General features: G+C 63.9%; 15 protein-coding genes. 9 read left to right on the top strand and 6 right to left on the bottom strand.

The window, feature by feature from the left end:
- Positions 1-671: 671 nt before the first annotated feature.
- From LIX93_RS27250 to LIX93_RS27230, 5 genes are all read left to right on the top strand, one after another.
- Positions 672-1,874 (top strand): pyridoxal phosphate-dependent aminotransferase, encoded by a 1,203-nt coding sequence (locus tag LIX93_RS27250; protein WP_226507155.1) that lies wholly within the window; start codon positions 672-674, stop codon positions 1,872-1,874.
- A gap of 176 nt (positions 1,875-2,050) precedes the next feature.
- The gene (locus LIX93_RS27245; protein ID WP_226507154.1) at positions 2,051-2,764 is read left to right on the top strand and encodes a GntR family transcriptional regulator; all 714 of its coding nucleotides are present in this window, start codon (positions 2,051-2,053) and stop codon (positions 2,762-2,764) included.
- Positions 2,761-3,798 (top strand): ADP-ribosylglycohydrolase family protein, encoded by a 1,038-nt coding sequence (locus LIX93_RS27240; RefSeq protein WP_226507153.1) that lies wholly within the window; start codon positions 2,761-2,763, stop codon positions 3,796-3,798. Before LIX93_RS27245 ends, LIX93_RS27240 begins: the two co-directional genes overlap by 4 nt.
- A 66-nt stretch (positions 3,799-3,864) precedes the next feature.
- Positions 3,865-5,331: a cytosine permease gene (locus LIX93_RS27235; protein WP_226507152.1), complete on the top strand. Its 1,467-nt coding sequence runs from the start codon at positions 3,865-3,867 to the stop codon at positions 5,329-5,331.
- The gene (locus LIX93_RS27230; RefSeq protein ID WP_226507151.1) at positions 5,321-6,259 is read left to right on the top strand and encodes a PfkB family carbohydrate kinase; all 939 of its coding nucleotides are present in this window, start codon (positions 5,321-5,323) and stop codon (positions 6,257-6,259) included. Before LIX93_RS27235 ends, LIX93_RS27230 begins: the two co-directional genes overlap by 11 nt.
- 143 nt (positions 6,260-6,402) lie before the next feature.
- Here LIX93_RS27230 and LIX93_RS27225 read toward each other — a convergent pair whose 3' ends face one another.
- The 3 genes from LIX93_RS27225 to LIX93_RS27215 all read right to left on the bottom strand — a co-directional run bounded on the left by LIX93_RS27225 (position 6,403) and on the right by LIX93_RS27215 (position 9,692).
- The gene (locus LIX93_RS27225; protein ID WP_226507150.1) at positions 6,403-7,380 is read right to left on the bottom strand and encodes a biotin-dependent carboxyltransferase family protein; all 978 of its coding nucleotides are present in this window, start codon (positions 7,378-7,380) and stop codon (positions 6,403-6,405) included.
- Positions 7,377-8,087: a 5-oxoprolinase subunit PxpB gene (pxpB, locus tag LIX93_RS27220; protein ID WP_226507149.1), complete on the bottom strand. Its 711-nt coding sequence runs from the start codon at positions 8,085-8,087 to the stop codon at positions 7,377-7,379. Before pxpB ends, LIX93_RS27225 begins: the two co-directional genes overlap by 4 nt.
- Before the next feature lie 66 nt (positions 8,088-8,153).
- On the bottom strand, positions 8,154-9,692 hold the full coding sequence (locus LIX93_RS27215; RefSeq protein WP_226507148.1) for an MFS transporter: 1,539 nt from the start codon (positions 9,690-9,692) through the stop codon (positions 8,154-8,156).
- 318 nt (positions 9,693-10,010) lie between these two features.
- Here LIX93_RS27215 and nac point away from each other — a divergent pair, with 318 nt between their 5' ends.
- Positions 10,011-10,928, top strand: a complete 918-nt coding sequence (nac, locus tag LIX93_RS27210) for a nitrogen assimilation transcriptional regulator NAC (RefSeq protein WP_226507147.1) — start codon at positions 10,011-10,013, stop codon at positions 10,926-10,928.
- Positions 10,929-11,014: 86 nt separating this feature from the next.
- On the opposite strand, the gene LIX93_RS27205 is transcribed toward nac, so the two are convergent.
- Positions 11,015-11,329, bottom strand: a complete 315-nt coding sequence (locus LIX93_RS27205) for a putative quinol monooxygenase (protein ID WP_226507146.1) — start codon at positions 11,327-11,329, stop codon at positions 11,015-11,017.
- Positions 11,330-11,510: 181 nt separating this feature from the next.
- On the opposite strand from LIX93_RS27205, the gene LIX93_RS27200 reads away from it, so the two are divergent.
- Entirely contained in the window at positions 11,511-12,092 is a 582-nt protein-coding gene (locus LIX93_RS27200) for an NAD(P)H-dependent oxidoreductase (protein ID WP_226507145.1), read from the top strand.
- 64 nt (positions 12,093-12,156) lie between these two features.
- Positions 12,157-13,053: a LysR family transcriptional regulator gene (locus tag LIX93_RS27195; protein WP_226507144.1), complete on the top strand. Its 897-nt coding sequence runs from the start codon at positions 12,157-12,159 to the stop codon at positions 13,051-13,053.
- A gap of 29 nt (positions 13,054-13,082) precedes the next feature.
- Here the strand turns inward: LIX93_RS27195 and LIX93_RS27190 are convergent, their stop codons facing one another.
- Both LIX93_RS27190 and LIX93_RS27185 read right to left on the bottom strand, forming a co-directional pair.
- Positions 13,083-14,996, bottom strand: a complete 1,914-nt coding sequence (locus tag LIX93_RS27190) for a methyl-accepting chemotaxis protein (protein ID WP_226507143.1) — start codon at positions 14,994-14,996, stop codon at positions 13,083-13,085.
- Between the two features lie 235 nt (positions 14,997-15,231).
- Positions 15,232-16,815: an aldehyde dehydrogenase (NADP(+)) gene (locus LIX93_RS27185; protein WP_226507142.1), complete on the bottom strand. Its 1,584-nt coding sequence runs from the start codon at positions 16,813-16,815 to the stop codon at positions 15,232-15,234.
- Positions 16,816-17,177: 362 nt separating this feature from the next.
- On the opposite strand from LIX93_RS27185, the gene LIX93_RS27180 reads away from it, so the two are divergent.
- A complete protein-coding gene (locus tag LIX93_RS27180; protein WP_226507141.1) occupies positions 17,178-18,206 on the top strand; it encodes a response regulator in 1,029 nt (342 codons plus the stop codon).
- Positions 18,207-18,208 lie beyond the last annotated feature (2 nt).

Here is an 18,208-nt window from a genome sequence, read left to right as displayed (position 1 = left end):
CCCCGCCATTGGCCCCTCGCTGACGCTCGGGGTTCCCGCGCTTCGACGCACTGACGAGGGGCACGCCCCGATGGGCCTTCCGTGGCCCAACGGGGCTTAGCCGGCATCCATGCCGGCTATCCCCTCGTCAGTGCGTCGAAACGCGGCCTGCTGGAAGGGGGCCGCGACCCCAAGGCCGATTCGAAAGCAGAACAGTGACATCAGTGCCGTTGCTTCAAAAAAGCTTTAGGACGCTCCCCAAATCTCGGCTGGTCCTTTGCTGCGGGCCTGTGCGGCGCGCCCCTCCAGCAGGCCGCGTGGAGGCGCCTGAAGAGAGGGAGATCCCGGCAGGATGCCGGGTCAGGCGCGTTAGGCCATGGATGGCCTATTGCGCCGTGCCCTCTCTTCAGGTGCCGGAACGTGGGTACCCTGAGCCTAAGCGAAGGGCCAATGGACAGGGCGAGCCGCACAGGCCCGCAGCAAAGGGCCACACCCCAATCGCCCAATCGCCCAATCGCCCAGTCCACAAAGATAGCGCACGATGCTTGTTGTCGGCCGCCACACCGGTCCATCCATTTCTGTTATGTCTCCACAGCAAAGCTCTATTGGAGGCCGTCCGTTGTTTGCTTTTATGCTTTTCCCCAGCTCCCGAGCGCGCAACCCCGATCTCGCCACCACGAAGACTGACGCCAATGCCTGCTATTGCTGATCGCTTGAACAACGTAACTGTTTCCGCCTCTGTGGCCATGACCCAGAAAGCCCGCGACCTGGCAGCCCAAGGCATCAAGGTCATCGGCCTGTCGACGGGCGAGCCGGATTTCCCGACCCCGCAGCACGCCATCGAAGCCGCCTATGCTGCGGCCTGCGCTGGCGACACCAAGTACCCGCCCACCGATGGTACGCCGGCCCTGCGCGCGGCCATCCAGCGCAAGTTCAAACGCGACAACAACCTCGACTACGAGGTATCGCAGATCATCACCGCAGGCGGCGGCAAACAGATCATCTTCAACGCGATGCTCGCCACCATCAACGCCGGCGACGAAGTACTGATCCCGACCCCGGCCTGGATCAGCTACGCCGACATCGCCAAGTTCGCCGGTGCCACGCCGGTGCCGGTGAAGTGCTCGCAGGCCAACCACTTCAAGCTGCGCCCCGAAGACCTGGAAGCGGCGATCACGCCCAAGACCAAATGGCTGCTGCTCAACTACCCGAGCAACCCCACCGGTTCTGCCTGCTCGCGCGCCGAGATGGCCGCCATCGCTGAAGTGATGCTGCGCCACCCGCATGTGTGGATCATGACCGACGACATGTACGAGCATCTGATTTACGACGACTTCGAGTTCTGCACCATTGGTGATGTCGAGCCACGATTGCTTGACCGCGTGCTGACCGTCAACGGCATTTCCAAGGCCTATGCAATGACCGGCTGGCGCATGGGTTTCTGCGGTGGCCCGAGCGACTTGATCAAGGCCATGAGCAACGTCAATACGCAGAACAGCGGCGGCATCTGCACCCTTTCGCAGGCGGCGGCGATTGCCGTGCTGGACGGCCCGCAGGACCTGCTCAAGGAGCGTGCGGCCATCTACCAGCAACGTCGTGACTTCGTGCTCGGGCGCTTGGCCGATATCGAAGGCCTGCACTGCCACAAGCCGGAGGGCGCGTTCTATCTGTTCCCCAACATTGCCGAACTCATCGGCAAGACCTCCCGTGGCGGGCGCCTGATCAGCAACGACACGGACTTCGTCATGGCCTTGATGGAAGAGCACCACGTCACCACCGTCCAAGGCGCGGCCTATGGCATGAGCCCGTACTTCCGCTTGTCCTACGCCACCAGCCTGGACGTGCTGAGCGAAGGCTGTGATCGCATCGCGGCGTTCTGTGCCGGGCTCAAGTAACCGGATGGGCTGAACAGGCTGGTGCACAGCCGCTTATGTTGACTGACGAACGCCCTGGGCCGAAATGCCCGGGGCGATTTTCTGTGGCCGTCCCATGGGCTCCGGTGGTCGCGATTCAGAGGTGACATGCAAATAGCACTTGCCAATCGACCCCTTGCCGAGGTATCAAATTGTACATGACTAGACAGGTTCGATTTGACAAGAAATTCCGCGTCGTCCAAGCCCTTGCCGAGCGCATCGAGCGTGGCGAACTGGGTTCCGGCGCGCGTCTGCCTGGCGAGCACGAACTGGCCGCCGAGTTCGACGTCAGCCGCGGCACGTTGCGCGAGGCGCTGTCCGAGCTCAAGCGACGCAACTACATCGCCACCCAGACCGGCGTCGGCTCCATCGTCACCTACGATGGCGTGCCGCTCGACCAAAGCGGCGGTTGGGCCCGTGCCCTGGCGGCCGGCGCTGTACAGATGAATACCGAACTGTTGGGCATCACCCGCGTGCAGCGTCCGACATTGGCGCTGTTGGCGGGGAGCGACCAGTTCGTCCTGGTGGAGCGCCGGCGGCGTGCGGCTGATGGCAGCGTGGTGTCACTGGAGCGGGCATTGATTCCCGCGCGCGATGGCCTGGAGGCGCTGCCCGAAACGGGGCTGGTCGACGGTTCGCTCACCGCCACACTCGCCGCCCACGGTTATGAAGGCCAGCTCGGCAAGCAGTGGATCGGTGCCGAAGCCCTCGACACGGTGGCCGCCGAACGCCTGCAGCGCCCGTCGGGCACGGTGTTTCTCAAGACAATGCGGGAAACCTTCGATACCCAGGGGCGCTTCATGGAACAGGTGGAAAGCCTGCTCGACCCAGCCCACTTTCAACTTCATTTAAGTTTCGGAAGCCTGCAATGATCAGCCTCGAACAGACCCGCACTCGCGCCCTTGGCGCCTTCTATGGCCTGGCCCTGGGCGATGCCCTTGGCATGCCCACGCAGTCCCTGTCCCGGGAGCAGGTACGTGCCCGCTATGGCCGCATCACCACGTTGCAGGCGGCTGACAACGAACAACCCATCGCGCCGAACATGCCGGCCGGAGCCATTACCGACGATACCGAGCAAGCCATTCTGGTCGCCCACCGGTTAGTTGCCGGAAAGGGGCGCATCGAGCCTGCGGCCCTGGCCCAGGACCTGATCGACTGGGAAGCGGCCATGCGCGCCAAAGGCTCCCAGGACCTGCTTGGGCCGTCCACCAAACGCGCTATTGAAATGATCCTGGCCGGTGCCAGCTCCGAAGAAGCGGGGCGATTCGGCACCACCAACGGCGCGGCCATGCGCATCGCGCCGGTGGGCATCGCTGCCGACATCAGCGACCCCGAATATTTCATGGATCAGGTCGTGCAAGCCTGCCAGGTGACTCACAACACCGGCCTCGGCATCGCCAGCGCCGCCGCAGTGGCGGCGGTGGTGTCGGCAGGCGTGCAGGGCGCGGATCTCAAGACTGCACTTGAATTCGGCATCGAGGCGGCACGCTGGGGTCATCGCCGAGGCCACTGGGTAGCGGGTGGCAATATCGCCGCGCGCATCCTCTGGTCGCGGCAGGTGTGCGCCGGTTGCGATACCGCCAGTCTGCCCGATGTGATCTACGACGTGATTGGCACCTCGGTGGCCTCTCAGGAGTCCGTAGTGGCCGCCTTCGCGTTGGCTCAGGCAGTCGCCGAAGGCCAGCTGCACGTGTTCCCGGCGCTGTGCATGGCGGCGAGCCTGGGCGGCGATACCGATACCATCGCCGCCATGCTCGGGGCCATGCTCGGTGCGACCCACGGCCTGGAGGCCTGGCCCTTGGAGGCGGTGGCACAAATCAAAAGCGTGAACAGTCTTGACCTCGAATTGCTCACCGAACAACTGCTGGCCCTGCGCAGCGCGGGAGCCCGGCCGCAGCCCCTATAAGAACCCTCTGCCCGATTCATTTTCGACCTGCCCCCAACCACAACAAGTTATCGCAGGAGTCATGCAATGAGCACGTCCAACCACGCTGGGCAATTGGAAACCCGCGGCATTGAACCGGTACCCGAGCAGGAGTGCAACGGCCATCCGCTGCAGCTGTTCTGGGTGTGGTTCGCCGCCAACATCAGCATCCTCGGCTTGCCGCTGGGGGCCACGCTGGTGGCGTTTCAGGGCTTGTCGATCGGGCAGGCATTCATCGTTGCAGTACTGGGTGCGGGCGGTTCGTTCGCGGTGGTCGGACTGTTGTCCATCGCCGGACGGCGCGGACGCGCGCCCAGCCTGACGCTGTCGCGGGCGATTTTCGGAGTGCGTGGCAATATCGGCCCCACTCTGGTTTCGCTGGGCTCGCGCCTGGGCTGGGAAACCGTCAACACCACCACGGCGGCCTTTGTGCTGTTGTCGCTGGTGTCGATCATCCAGGGCAGCCCGATGGAAGCCAAATCCGCACCGCTGCTGACGCTGTTGTTCATCGCCGTGTTCGTGCTGCTGACTTTGTGCGTCTCGGGGCTGGGGCATGCCACCTTGCTGGTGATCCAGAAATGGGCGACCTGGGTGTTTGGTGCCTTGAACCTGATCGTCGGCGGCTTCCTGGCGTTGCATATCGATTGGACCGCCGTGTGGGCCGCAAGCCCGGCGCCTTTATCGGCCGTGCTGATCGGCGTCGGTACCATGGCCGCAGGCACCGGTATCGGCTGGGCCAACGCTGGCGCCGACATGTCGCGCTATCAGCATAAAAGCGTGAAAGCCGGTGCCTTGGTCGCCTCGGCAGCCTTTGGCGCGGGGATCCCGCTGGTGCTGTTGATCACCTTGGGCGGCTTGATTTCCGTCGGTAACGACCATCTGGCCTCGGCCGCCGACCCGATCGTGGCGATTCGCGAATTGTTGCCGGCCTGGATGGCGGTGCCGTACCTGATCACCGCCTTCGGTGGCCTGCTGTTGTCCAACAACCTGTCGGTCTACTCGGCAGGCCTCACCACCCTGACCCTCGGCCTGAAGGTCAAACGCGTGCACGCGGTAGTAGTGGACGTCATCGCCATCTTTGCCGGCTCCATCTACTTCATGCTGTTCGCTGACAGCTTCTATGGGCCCTTCATCACCTTCATTTCCCTGCTGGCGGTGCCGATCACGGCGTGGGTGGGCATCTTTCTGGTCGATCTGCTACATCGTCACCGCTACGTGCCCGCCGACCTGATGAACGTTGGCCCCAGCAGCGCCTACTGGTATCAGGGGGGTGTGGAGTGGCGTGCGCTGGGTGCCTGGGCCGTGGCCATTGTCCTGGGCTTCAGTTTCACCACGGTCAAGACCACTGCCACCAATGTGCTGTTCCATGGCTGGCTGGCGGACTCCTGGTTCGGCCAGAACGGTCTGGGCTGGATCGTCACGTTTGTGATTGCTGGCGGGCTCTATGGCTTGCTCGGCGGTTGCCGTGACCGTCATGTCGCCACCCACCTGCAAGAGCGTGTCCATGCCCGCTAGATTGCTCTATACCGGCCAGGTAGTCATCGATCTGGTGATGGCGGTGGACGCCCTGCCCACCGCCGGCCAGGACGTGCTGGCCCGCAGCGCCAGCTTCGAGGCTGGCGGCGGTTTCAACGTGATGGCCGCTGCTGCGCGCAATGGCCTGGCGACCTGCTACCTCGGGCGCCATGGCAGTGGCCGTTTCGGCGAACTGGCGCGCCAGGCCATGGCCGAGGAGGGGATCGAGGTCTTCCTCTCGGCCAGCAGCGAACAAGACACCGGTTTGTCCGTGGCGCTGACCGATGCCAGTGCCGAGCGCTCGTTCATTTCCCAAGTGGGCGCGGAAGGCGGATTGGCAGCCGCCGACCTCGTCGGGTTGGTGCCCGCCGCTGACGACTGGATCATGGTCAGCGGCTACAGCCTGCTGCATCCCGGCAAAGCTCAAGGCTTGTTGGACTGGCTGGCGCTCCAGGCCGGCCGTTGTTTCTTGGCCTTCGACCCGGGGCCTTTGGTCAGTGCGCCGGATGCGCCGATGATGGGGCGTCTGTTGCCCTGGGTAACGCTGTGGAGCAGCAACCGTGACGAAGCCTTGCGCTTCACGGCGGCTGCCAGCCTCGAGCAGGCCCTGCAGATGTTGGTAGAACGTTTGCCCAGCGGGGCGCTGGTGGTGGTGCGCGATGGCGCTGCGGGTTGTTGGCTGGCACGCGGCGCCTGGTGTGAACAGGTGGCGGGTTTCGCGGTGCAGGCTATCGACAGCAATGGTGCGGGCGATGCCCATGCGGGCGTGATGCTCGCGGCGTTGGCGAGCGGATCGAACGAAGTCGATGCGGCCCGGCAGGCCAATGCCGCCGCGGCGGTGGCGGTCACTCGGCACGGGCCGGCGACGTGCCCGGCGAGCGAGGAATTGCGGGCGTTCTTGGCAGGACGGCAGGGATGCTCTGGCTAGGAACGCTGCATGGCGGCCCGGCGATATCCGCCATCGAGCGGGCCTGGAGTCGTCGAAATGGCATTGGAGCCTTGACGGCCCCAGGCAGACTGAGGCCAGCGCAGGGTGTTGGCCTTTCTGGACTGTGGTTTCGCAGCCCGCGATCAGTGCTGCACCAACGCCCCGATCAGCCGCCCGATGTCGGCGAAGTAACCATCCAGCGCTTGCTCGGCTGACAGGGCGTCGGCGGTATCGGCTTTGACAAGCCGGATCTTGCTGCCGATGGCCGCCTGGCCCAGGCGCCACAGATCGACTTCGATGACCCCGGCGATCTTCGGGTAGCCGCCAGCGGTATTGGCGTCGCTCATCTGAATGATCGGCTCGCCGGCCGGTGGCACTTGAATGATGCCGGGGACCAGGCCGTAGGAGCGCATCTCGACCACGGTCTCCGGCTGGATGGCCGGGCCCGAGAGTCGGTAGCCAGTGCGGTTGCTCTGCGCCGAGATCTTCCAGCTTTGCGTCCAGAAGCGCTCGGCGTCGGCCGCGAACAGCTCGTACTCGCCAGCCGGGATGGCGCGTAGCAACAGGGTGCCGTCGTCCGCCACCGGGAAGTGCTCGGGCATTGCCGCACTCGGTGGGGTCACGCCAATGCCGCCGACGGGCAGTTGCGGCAGCGCTGCGTCGAGCGTCGCGAGGCTGTCGCCGACCACCAAGCTGCGGCCCTCGAGCCCACCAAAATTGCCACGCAACGAGGTGCTGCGCGAACCCATCAGCAACGGCACGTCGATCCCGCCGTTGACGCACAGATAGCCCCGCGCGGCGCCCTTGGGAAAGTTGAGTTCCAGCTCCTGGCCGGCCTGTACGGTGATCGCCCACCAAGGCAGCAGCGGCTTGCCGTCCAGGCGCGCCTTGCAGTCGGCGCCAGTGAGGGCGATGGCCAGGGGGCGGGTGAAACGCACCTTGAAGGGGAAGGTCTGCACCTCGATGGCGGCGCTGTCGGCGTCGTTGCCGAGCAGCAGATTGCCGACCCGCAAGGCGACGCTGTCCATGGCCCCGGCCGAGGCCACGCCGATGTTGCGATGACCGCGGCGCCCGAGGTCCTGAACGGTATTGAGGGGGCCGCTGGCGATGATCTCGATCACAGTTCGATCCTTTCGGGCAAGAAGCGCACGGTGTCGCCCGGCGCGAGGGTGGCGGGGACGTCGGCATAGGGGTCGAACATCGGCATGTCGGCGAAGCCCAAGGCGTTCCAGCCGTTGGGGCCGTCGAGCACCGAGAGGCCCGACTGCATGCCGCCGATGGTGACCATGCCCTTGAGCATGTTCAGCGACGGCACCTTCTTGCGGGGCATATAGAGGGTCGGGTCAAGGCCGCCCAGGTAGCCGAAGCCGGGGGCGCTGGCGATGGCGAACACGGTGTAGGTGGCGCGGTGATGACGACGGATCACTTCGGCAGCGGGCAAGCCGGAAAAGTCGCAGATGGCGGCCAGGTCGATGGCGTGCTCGCCGCCATAGCAGGTCGGGATCTCGATCAGGCGTCCTGGGCGGTCCAGCTCCTGCACCTGGCGCCAGGCCTGCTGCAGTTCATCGATGACCGCCTGCGGGTCGGCCGGGGTGCGCTGCAGCACGACCAACAGATTGGTCATCCCCGGCACCAGCTCTTCGACCAGCGTGTGGCCGTGCAGGGCCTTGCTCAATGCCCAGATACGCCGCTGGGCGGGCAGGTCGAAGTCGCCGGGGGCATCGATCAGAAACGCGCGGCTGCCGATCATCGAAACCTTGGCGGCCTGACTATTCAGGAGCAGCGCCGGGGCGACAGGGGCCTCGAGCGGCTGCGAACTGCTATTCATGGTGGGATTCCTGTAGCTCGGGAGATGGAAACTTCGGTACGCCGTCCAGGCCGCTGCGGGGAAAATTCATGGTTTGGCGCTCTGCGGCGCAAGGGGGGCGGGCATCAATTGCACCACTGGCAAGCGGCGCAGCACCAGCACGGCAATGACCGCCAGCAGCGCGCACAGCCCCAGCCCGATGGACATCGCCTGGATCAGCGCATGGCGGCCCAGGGTCAGCAGCGGCGGGGTCAGCTCGCTGGAGCCATGGCTCAGCACCTGCGGGTCGGCCAGCAGCGCCAGGGCCTGGGTTTGGCCGGCCCGTGCCAGCTGCTGGGCCAAGCGCCAGGCATACAGCACGTTGACAAGCGCGCCCATGCACGCTGTGCCGAGCAAGCCCCCCACCAGGCGCAACGATTGCTGCAGCGCGGTGGCGATGCCCAGGTACTGGCGTTCGACCAGCGTCTGAGTGAATACCGACAGGTTGAGAAAGATGAACCCCAAGCCCAGGCCAGCCAACAGGATCAAGCCCAGCAGGGTATTGAATCCCGCGTTGGTGCCGACCAGTGCCAGGCCGAGGCACGCGCAACCCAGCGCGATGAATCCGCCCAGGGGTAACCGATTGGGGTTGCTCATGCGCGTCATCACACGGCTGTTGACGATCGCCCCCAGGGTGATGCTCAACGCCAGCGGGGTGATCAGCACCCCGGCCTGTTGCGGTGAGTAGCCATAGCCGCCTTGCAGCAGCAATGGCAGATAGAACAGCAGCGTGAACATCACCGCGCCCGCCAGCAGGGCCAAGGCGAACAGTACGCGCATGCTGTGCTCGGCCAATAGCGCTCTGGGCAATAGCGCGGCCGGGCTGCGACGCTCCTGAAACCACAGGGCGATAAAGGCGACCAGGCTGAGCAATCCCAGGGCTGTGCAGACCAGCGCGCTGGAATGCCCAAGCCATTCGACGAACAACTGCAACGCGCCCAGCGCCACCGCGATCAGGCCGGCGCCGAGCCAATCCATGCGGATTACCTTGCCGGTTTTCGGGCGGTACCAGGGCAAATGCCGCCAGGCGAAGAACAGCGCCAGCCCGCCCAGCGGCAGGTTGAGCCAGAACACCGAGCGCCAGCCCAGATGCGCGGTCATGAAGCCGCCCAGGCCCGGCCCGATGGCGTTGACCACGCTGAACAGGGCACTGAGCAGGATCTGCCAGCGCAATCGCTGGCGGGTGTCGGGGAACAGTTCCGGCACGCAGGCGAAGGCGGTGCCGACCAGCATGCCGCCGCCGATGCCCTGCAAGGCGCGCCCAATCACCAGCGTCACCATGCCATCGGCCAGCGCGCACATCAGCGAGGCTGCCATGAAGATCAGCGTGGCGGCGATGACGAAGGGTTTGCGGCCGTAGTAATCCCCCAGGCGCCCGAAGATCGGGATGGTGACGATCGAGGCCAGCAGGTAACCCGTGGCCACCCAGGCATAGAGCTCGAAGCCGTTCAGCTCGGCGACGATGGTCGGCAGCGCGTTGCCGATTACCGTCTGGTCCAGCGCCGAGAGCATCAGCACCAGCGACACGCCCAGCATGGCCAGCAGCGCCTGGCGAAACGTCAGCGCGGGGTGCGCGGCAACGGTCATGACGAGGCTCGGTGGCAGGGAGAACGGCGGGCGGGCATGGGGCGGTCCTTGGGTTTCGGTAACCTAATTTAAGAGCTGCGGCGCCAGAGCAAAAAGACGGCTTCGTTCTGTACGGATAAGGACGCCTTATGACGCACTTTGTGTGCGCTTTTGCACCGTTTTGGTGCTCTTGGGCGGAGGTCTTGTGGTCGGCGCGGGGGCCAGTGGTCGGTCGCTCTGCCATAGGAAAGCCTTATGACCGGCATTTTGCCCCTGGCGGTGGCGGCTGGCGCGGCTCTTGCTCTGCTCCCGTCATGAACCTCGCCAGAGTATGACTTCGTGAATTTCCGTCGCTTGAAGTATTTCGTCAAGATCGTCGATATCGGCAGCATGACCCAGGCCGCCAATGTGCTGCACATCGCCCAGCCTGCATTGAGCCAGCAACTGGTGACGCTGGAGACCGAGATGCAGCAGCAATTGGTGATCCGCACCAAGCGCGGTGTCACGCCGACCGAGGCGGGCAAGGTGCTCTACGGGCATGCACAGTTGATCTTGCGCCAGTGCGAGCAGGCCCAGAGCGATGTCAACGCGTCCGGCCTGGAGCTGTCCGGGCAGGTGTCGGTGGGGCTGGCGCCGGGCACGGCGGCCTCGGCCTTGTCGGTGCCGCTGTTGCGCCGTGTACGTGAACGCCACCCGGGCATTCTGCTGTATCTCAACGAAAACTTCGGTACCACGCTGAGCGAGCTGATCATGAACGGCCGCATGGACATGGCGGTGCTCTATGGCGGCCGCGAGATCCATGGTCTGAGCTTCACGCCTTTGTTGCGCGAGCAGTTGTACCTGGTGAGCGCCGATCCGCAGTTCGCTGAACGCCCGACCATCGCCTTGGCGGAGTTGGCCGAGCTCGACTTGTTGCTGCCGCGCACCTACAACATCATGCGCCGGCTGGTGGACGACGCGTTCATGAAGATCAACCTGAGTGCGCGGGTGATCGCCGAGGTGGAATCGGCCTCGACCCTGGAGATCGCGGTGGCCGAGCAGTTCGGGTCGACCGTGCTGCCGGAGTCCGCCGCGCGGGCGATGCAGCAGCATCAGAAGGTGCACCTCAGCTGTATCGTCGAGCCGGAAATCGAAGCGCCCCTGGCCCTGTGCCTGTCCGGGCATTTGCCGCTGTCGGTGCCGGGCCAGGCGGTCAAGACCATCCTGCTGGAGATGATCGCCGAGATGCGCGAGACGCTGTCTTCGACTCGGCGGTGATTTTGCTGCGTTTGTGCGGGCCTCTTCGCCGCCGCGTGCGGACGCGAAGGGCCGGTGAACACAGCAAAATGCTTCCTGATTGCCCCTCAGCGTTGCGCCGACGAAGCACTCAGCATCTCGATCAACTGGAAATCGAAATCTTTCTCCAGATACTCCATCCGGTGTTCAGCGAACTCGACCATGTGTGGCAACGCCGAGTGCACGTCCAGATGCGCCTTGCTGGCCCAGATCTCGTAGAACATGAACAGGCTCGGGTCCTGTTTGTCGCGCAGCATGTGGTACTCGATGCAGCCCGGCTCCTGGCGGCTGGGCTCGACGAAGGCGGCGAATAGTGCCTCGAAGGCGTCGGATTTTTCCGGGCGGGTCTTGGCTTTGACGATGAATCCGTAGTGCTCGCTCATAGCGGCCTCCAATGAACAGTGAAAGCGCAGTCTATGGCAATAATTGCTGTGTATTCGTGCTTTCAGGGCAAATGTAATTTGTTTCACCCTCGGTTAATCCCCCGCAGCTGACTCGATAAGCTGGGCTCATTCAATTCGACAGGCCGCTCAGATCGGCCCTCACTCAGCTCACGAGGCTCCCATGAAAAAGATTCTGTTGCTCAACGGCGGCAAGCAATTCGCCCACTCCGCTGGCCGCTATAACGCCACCCTGCATGACGCCGCTGTGGCTCATCTGGACAGCAAGGGCTTTGATATACAGACCACCTTCATCGACGGCGGCTATGACATCGGCGCCGAGGTGCAGAAGTATCTGTGGGCCGACGTGATCATCTATCAGATGCCCGGCTGGTGGATGGGCGCGCCCTGGACCGTGAAAAAGTACATCGACGAAGTCTTCACCGAAGGCCACTCCAGCCTGTATGCCAACGATGGCCGCAGCCGCACCGACGCCTCGAAGAAATACGGCAGCGGTGGCATGATCCACGGTCGGCAGTACATGATCGCCGCCACCTGGAACGCCCCGCAGACGGCCTTTGACGACCCGAGCGACTTCTTCGAAGGCAAGGGCGTGGACGCCGTGTACCTCCCGTTCCACAAGGCCAACGAGTTCCTTGGCCTGAGTGCGCTGCCGACCTTCCTCAGCGTCGACGTGATGAAAGCGCCGAATATCGAGGCCGATGTGGCGCGCTATGTGGCGCATCTGGACAAGGTCCTGGGCTGAGCCAGGTTGCCCAACCGAGCCTGAAGCTCTAAGGTCGTCGCGTATCCCCTTCAGTGGACTTCACGTGAAAGCCCGATCCGACGAACTTCAGGTGTTTATCGCGGTGATCGACTGCGGCTCGATCTCCGCCGCGGCCGAGCAGTCCGGGCAGACGCCCTCGGCCATCAGCCGCACGCTGTCGCGCCTTGAAAGCAAACTCGACACCACGCTCATCAACCGCACCACGCGGCGCATGGTGCTGACGGAGGAGGGGCGGTATTTCTATGAGCACGCCAAGCAGATCCTCCAACAGATGGAGACGCTGGAAGAGCGTTTGGCGTTGCGTCATCAGACGCCTTCCGGGCGCTTGCGAGTCAACGCGGCCGCGCCGTTCATGTGGCATGCGATGGTGCCGTACATGGCCGAGTTCCGCGCGCGTTATCCGGACATCGTGCTGGAGCTGAACACCAACGATCTGATCATCGACCTACTCGAGCAGAGCACCGACATTGCCATTCGCATCGGCGCGCTGGCCGATTCGACCCTGCATGCGCGCTCGTTGGGCAGCAGCGCGTTGAGTATTCTGGCCAGTCCACAGTACCTGGCCGAGCATGGCGCGCCGCAGCGTGTCGAGGACCTGGCCGGCCATTCGTTGCTGGGCTTCACCCAGACCGAAACACTTAATCATTGGCCGCTGCGGCACGGGGGCGGGGATCGCTGGCTGATCCAGCCGACGCTGACGGCGTCCGGTGGCGAGACGCTGCGCCAGTTGGCGATCGCCGGTCACGGGATCACCTGTCTGTCGCACTTCATGACCCATGAGGATGTCAGCGCCGGGCGCTTGGTGGAGGTGCTGGCGGATGCCACCAGCGGCTATCGCCAGCCGATCCATGCGGTGTACTACCGCAATTCACAGCTGGCGCTGAGGATCCAGTGTTTTCTGGATTTCATGCAGGAGAAGCTGGAGCGTTACACCCGCTGAGTGGTGTGCAAGCGGTTAGATGCCACTGATTAAACCCGGAAATGGCTGACCATCATCTGCAATTGATTGCCCAACCGCGCCAGCTCGACGCTGGAGGCCGCGGTTTCTTCGCTGGCGCTGGCGGTCTGGTCGGAGACGTCACGCACGTTGACCACGCTGCGGCTGATCTCGTCCGCCACGGCCGTTTGCTGTTCCGCCGCCGCAGCGATCTGCTGGTTCATCGACTGGATGTTAGACACCGTGCGGGTGATGTTGCCCAGCGAGGTGCCCGCCCGGCGAGTCAGCTCGACGCTGCTGTCAGTCAGGGCCTGGCTGTTTTGCATGACCGCAGCCACCTGCTGGGTGCCCGCCTGCAGACCGGCCACCAGGCCTTCGATCTCTTCGGTGGATTTCTGCGTGCGCTGTGCCAAACCGCGAACCTCATCGGCGACCACCGCAAAACCTCGCCCGGCCTCACCCGCGCGAGCGGCTTCGATGGCGGCGTTGAGGGCCAGCAGGTTGGTCTGCTCGGCGACGGTCTTGATCACGTCCATCACGCTGCCGATCTTGTCGCTTTCTTTCTGCAGCACGTTCATGGCATCGAGTGAACGACGCATTTCGGTCGCCAGGCCCTCGATCTTGGCGATGGCTTCACCGACCACCTTGTCGCCGGCGCGGGCTTCGCCGTCGGCCTGGGTAGCGGCCTCGGAGGCTAGCTGGGCGTTGCGAGCGACGTCCTGCACGGTGGCGGTCATTTCGTGCATGGCCGTGGCGACCTGATCGGTCTCGACCTTCTGGCTGTTGACCCCGGCGCTGGTCTGCTCGGTGACTGCGGACAGCTCCTCGGCGGCACTGGCGATCTGGGTCACCCCGTCCCGGATGCCGGCGATCAGGTTGCGCAGGGTTTCGCCCATGTGCTGGATGCCTTGCTGCATCACGCCCAGCTCGTCGCGGCGGGTGACGGTAGCGGTGTGGGTCAGGTCGCCGGCAGCGATGCGTTCGACGGCCACCAGGGTTTCCTGCAGCGGCTTGGTGATCTGGCGGGTAATCAGCCAGGCGGCCAGCAGGCCGACCAGCAAAGCGGCGATGCCGGAGGAAATCTGCAGTATCTGCGAGGTGCTGCTTTCTTCATTGCGGCGAGTGGTTTGCAGCTGGACCATTTCGTCGTTGGTCTTGACGACCTGCGCGCCGCTCTTGGCCATGTCCGCCCGCGCTTGGGTGACGGTGGCAAAGGCGCTGCGGAAGCTTTCGAGCGCCTGGTTGTAGCTCTTCAATGCCGCCAGCAGCTGATTGATGCGTGCGGCCTGCTCAGGCAGTTGCGAGGTGATCCCGCCAATGACAGTGACCGCGTTGGCCAGTTGCTTGAACGCGGCTTGCTCGGATTTTTCGTTGGTGGTGCCGGTGTAACCGCGGGCCTCGTAGCGCACCAGGATCAGTTGCTCTTTGATGGCGTTGGCTGCGGCGATCTGTTGAGCGTCGCCACTGGCCGCCGCATCGGCGGTGATCTGGGTGGTAACGTCGATAGCGCTCTTGGCGGCGGTAGTCATCGCCTGGCGGGCGTTGGCGGTGGCATCGTAGCCGTCGCGCAACTGGTGCATCTGCTGGCTGTATTGCGCCAGACTGCTGGCCTGGTCCTTGAGCAACTCGACGTTTTTCGGGGTGACGAAGGTTTTCAGCAGACCTTGTACCTCAGCGCCCAGCGCGTCGATCTGGTTCTGCACCGTGGCGCCCAGCGCGGTGTCTTCACCACCGGCGCCGCTCATCATGTAGTTGTAGCGGTTGATGCGCGCGGCAGTGAGGTGGTTGCCCAGCGCCGAGATGTCGCTCATGCGATCGCCACGGAAAATCGCCTGGCTCAGGCTGTTCCAGCCGATCAGGCCAAGGATGACGGTGAGCAGCAGCACCAGGCCGAAGCCCAGGCTCAATTTGGCGCGCACGCTGATGTTGCCGAACCAGTGACTCATGGTGTTTCTCCAGGAACAAATAATCCATGTGATCGTTCGCTGGAGGAGTTCTTGTGTTTGTGTACCAGGCGAGCAGTCTGAACCAGACTTATCGGCGGCTTTCGTCAGAGCTGAAACATATGGATGAATATTTCGCGAAATAAGTGACGCTAAACAACGGCGGCCGAAATACGGGCACAAAAAAACGGCGCAGGGTGAGCTGCGCCGTCGTGCGGATCACATTACCGCGCCTCTATCAGGCGATCGGCAGCGAGCTCCACTCACCATTGACCAGGCGTTGCAGGCCCAGTGGGTTGGCGTTTTGCAGGGCCGGCGGCAACAGCGCATCCGGGTAGTTCTGGTAGCAGACCGGGCGCAGGTAGCGATCGATCGCCAGAGTACCGACCGAGGTACCCCGCGAATCGGAGGTCGCCGGGAACGGGCCGCCGTGAACCATGGCATCCGACACTTCAACACCCGTCGGGTAGCCGTTGACCAGGATGCGGCCGACTTTCTGCTCCAGTACCGGCACCAGCCAGTTGTAGGTTTGCAGGTCTTCGAGCTCGCCGATCAGGGTCGCGGTCAATTGGCCACGCAGGGCCAGCAGGGCAGCCTTGAGTTGCGCGTCGTCAGCGACTTCGATCACCAGGGTGGTCGGGCCGAAAACTTCTTCCTGCAGCAACGGATCACCGCTGAGCAGCACGCTCACGTCAGCCTTGAACAGCTGCGCCTGAGCCTGCTTGCCTTCTTGCGGCTTGCCGGCCAGGTGGGTCACACCTGGATGCGAGAGCAGGTGCTGCACGCCTTTTTCGTAGCTGCGCAGGCCACCCGCGTTGAGCATGGTCTGTGGGTTCTGGTTGCCGAACTGGCCTTGCAGCTGCTCGAGGAACTGGCTGAATTCAGGCGAGCTGATACCGATGACCACACCTGGGTTGGTGCAGAACTGACCCGCACCCAGGACGACCGAGGCGGCCAGTTCGGTGGCGATGGTTTCGCTGCGCACTTTGAGCGCCTGAGGCAGGATGACCACCGGGTTGATGCTCGACATCTCGGCGAAAACCGGGATCGGGGTCGGGCGCTCGGCGGCCATTTTGCACAGCGCGGTACCGCCGCCCAGCGAGCCGGTGAAGCCCACGGCCTGGATCGACGGGTGCTTGACCAGAGTCTCGCCCACGCCGTTGCCGAAGATCATGCTGAACACGCCTTTAGGCATGCCGGTCTTTTCGGCGGCGCGAATGATGGCGCTGGCCACCTGGTCGGCCGTCGCCATGTGGCCGCTGTGGGCCTTGACGATCACCGGGCAGCCTGCTGCCAGTGCCGAGGCGGTATCGCCACCGGCCGTGGAGAAGGCCAGCGGGAAGTTACTGGCACCGAACACGGCGACCGGGCCCACGCCAATGCGCGCCTGACGCAGGTCGACGCGTGGCAGTGGCTTGCGCTCAGGCAGCGGCAGGTCGATGCGGGCACCGAGGAAGTCGCCGCGACGCAGGATCTTGGCGAACAGGCGCATCTGGCCACTGGTACGGCCGCGCTCGCCCTGGATACGACCGGCGGGCAGGGCGGTTTCCTGGCAGACGATGGCCACGAAGTCGTCGCCCAATGCGTCGAGTTCGTCAGCGATGGCGTCCAGAAACTCAGCGCGACGGGTCGGGCTCAGCTGACGGAATTCGGGGAATACAGCTTCTGCGGCCTTGGCGGCAGTGTCGACTTCGGCTTCGGTGGCCTGATAAAAGGTGAACGGCAGTGGCTCGCCGGTCGAAGCATCTATGCTTTTGAGTTTAGGTTCGCCGCTGGCGCTACGAGTGCCGGCGATGAAGTTTTGACCGAGAACGTCAGGCATTGTTGTCTCCTTGTCCTGTTAGCGGGGGGTGATCCGGAGCTTACCGGATCAAGGCCTCAAGTGGAGTGGATCGACCTTGTCGAGTTCCACTGCTTGGGAAAAGCGATGTTGACTGACATCATACAACCTGAAAAACCGCCTCACAAGGGTAAACGGCAGCGCAAGGATTGTAGACCCGGGCAACCGCCCCTGTTGAACCGCCAGGCGAACAGTCTGTCGGTATTTGGACATTTGCGGTGTTTCATACCTGAGAGCGTCAATCAACTGGCAAAGTGCCACGCCTTTTAGGTAAAGTCGGACAATCAGACACAGGCTCAGCTAGAGCCTGCGCCCCAGGGCGGCCAAGCCGAGACGATCCAGTCATGAATGCCATTACCCCTACCGCCGTGCCGCTGCTCATTTGCGACGACTCGAACATGGCGCGTAAACAGTTGCTGCGGGCTTTGCCCGAGCAATGGGCTGTTTCGGTCACTCAGGCCCACAACGGTCTGCAGGGGCTGGAGGCGATCCGCCGTGGTTTGGGCCAGGTGGTACTCCTCGACCTGACCATGCCCGAGATGGACGGCTACGAAGTCCTCGCCGCCATGCGCGCCGAAGGCTTGCGCGCGCGTGTGATCGTGGTCTCCGGTGACGTTCAGGACGAGGCCGTGCGCCGCGTGCTGGCGTTGGGCGCCACCGCCTTCCTGAAAAAGCCTGCCGATCCGGCCGAGCTGAAAAAAGTCCTCGACCGCTGCGGCCTGCTGAGCAAGCAAACCGGCGCCGTCGCGACGCAGCAAAAGGTGCCGGCGCGCCCGGCCAGCGACGGCCGCATCAGTTTTCAAGACGCCTTTCGCGAAACCGTCAACGTCGCCATGGGCCGCGCCGCTGCCCTGCTGGCGCGGGTGCTGGGAGTGTTCGTGCAGCTGCCAGTGCCCAACGTCAATATTCTCGAAGTGGGCGAGCTGCACATGGCTCTCGCTGATGCCCAGAGCGGCGACCGCCTCACGGCCATCTGCCAAGGCTACATCGGCGCCGGTATTGCCGGCGAGGCACTGTTGATGTTCCACGACAGCGATCTGGGCGACATGGCGCGGCTGATGCAACGGCCCTGTCGTGACGACTGCAATATGGAGATGCTGCTGGATCTGTCGTCGATCCTGATCGGCGCCTGCCTGAGCGGCATCGCCGAACAGATCGACGTGGTGTTCTCGCAAAGCCACCCGCAGATCCTCGGCCAGCACAAGGTCATCGACGACCTGATCAAGGTCAACCAGACGCGCTGGAAGAAGACCCTTGCCGTTGAGATCAGCTACAGCCTCGAGGGCCACGATATCCACTTCGACTTGCTGCTGCTGTTCACCGAAGACTCCCTCGAGCGCCTTGAAGGCAAGCTCGACTACCTGATGAATTGAGC

The sequence above is a fragment of the Pseudomonas sp. MWU16-30317 genome, assembly GCF_020515695.1.
Taxonomy (GTDB): Bacteria; Pseudomonadota; Gammaproteobacteria; order Pseudomonadales; family Pseudomonadaceae; genus Aquipseudomonas.
This window is presented reverse-complemented; position numbering and strand designations above follow the sequence as displayed.

What these genes read in the sequence shown, in the direction of transcription:
- LIX93_RS27250 (WP_226507155.1), top strand. Translation starts at nt 672, where the DNA reads ATGCCTGCTATTGCTGATCGCTTGAACAACGTAACTGTTTCCGCCTCT.
- LIX93_RS27245 (WP_226507154.1), top strand. Translation starts at nt 2,051, where the DNA reads ATGACTAGACAGGTTCGATTTGACAAGAAATTCCGCGTCGTCCAAGCC.
- LIX93_RS27240 (WP_226507153.1), top strand. Translation starts at nt 2,761, where the DNA reads ATGATCAGCCTCGAACAGACCCGCACTCGCGCCCTTGGCGCCTTCTAT.
- LIX93_RS27235 (WP_226507152.1), top strand. Translation starts at nt 3,865, where the DNA reads ATGAGCACGTCCAACCACGCTGGGCAATTGGAAACCCGCGGCATTGAA.
- LIX93_RS27230 (WP_226507151.1), top strand. Translation starts at nt 5,321, where the DNA reads ATGCCCGCTAGATTGCTCTATACCGGCCAGGTAGTCATCGATCTGGTG.
- pxpB (WP_226507149.1), bottom strand. Translation starts at nt 8,087, where the DNA reads ATGAATAGCAGTTCGCAGCCGCTCGAGGCCCCTGTCGCCCCGGCGCTG.
- LIX93_RS27215 (WP_226507148.1), bottom strand. Translation starts at nt 9,692, where the DNA reads ATGACCGTTGCCGCGCACCCCGCGCTGACGTTTCGCCAGGCGCTGCTG.
- LIX93_RS27205 (WP_226507146.1), bottom strand. Translation starts at nt 11,329, where the DNA reads ATGAGCGAGCACTACGGATTCATCGTCAAAGCCAAGACCCGCCCGGAA.
- LIX93_RS27200 (WP_226507145.1), top strand. Translation starts at nt 11,511, where the DNA reads ATGAAAAAGATTCTGTTGCTCAACGGCGGCAAGCAATTCGCCCACTCC.
- LIX93_RS27190 (WP_226507143.1), bottom strand. Translation starts at nt 14,996, where the DNA reads ATGAGTCACTGGTTCGGCAACATCAGCGTGCGCGCCAAATTGAGCCTG.
- LIX93_RS27185 (WP_226507142.1), bottom strand. Translation starts at nt 16,815, where the DNA reads ATGCCTGACGTTCTCGGTCAAAACTTCATCGCCGGCACTCGTAGCGCC.
- LIX93_RS27180 (WP_226507141.1), top strand. Translation starts at nt 17,178, where the DNA reads ATGAATGCCATTACCCCTACCGCCGTGCCGCTGCTCATTTGCGACGAC.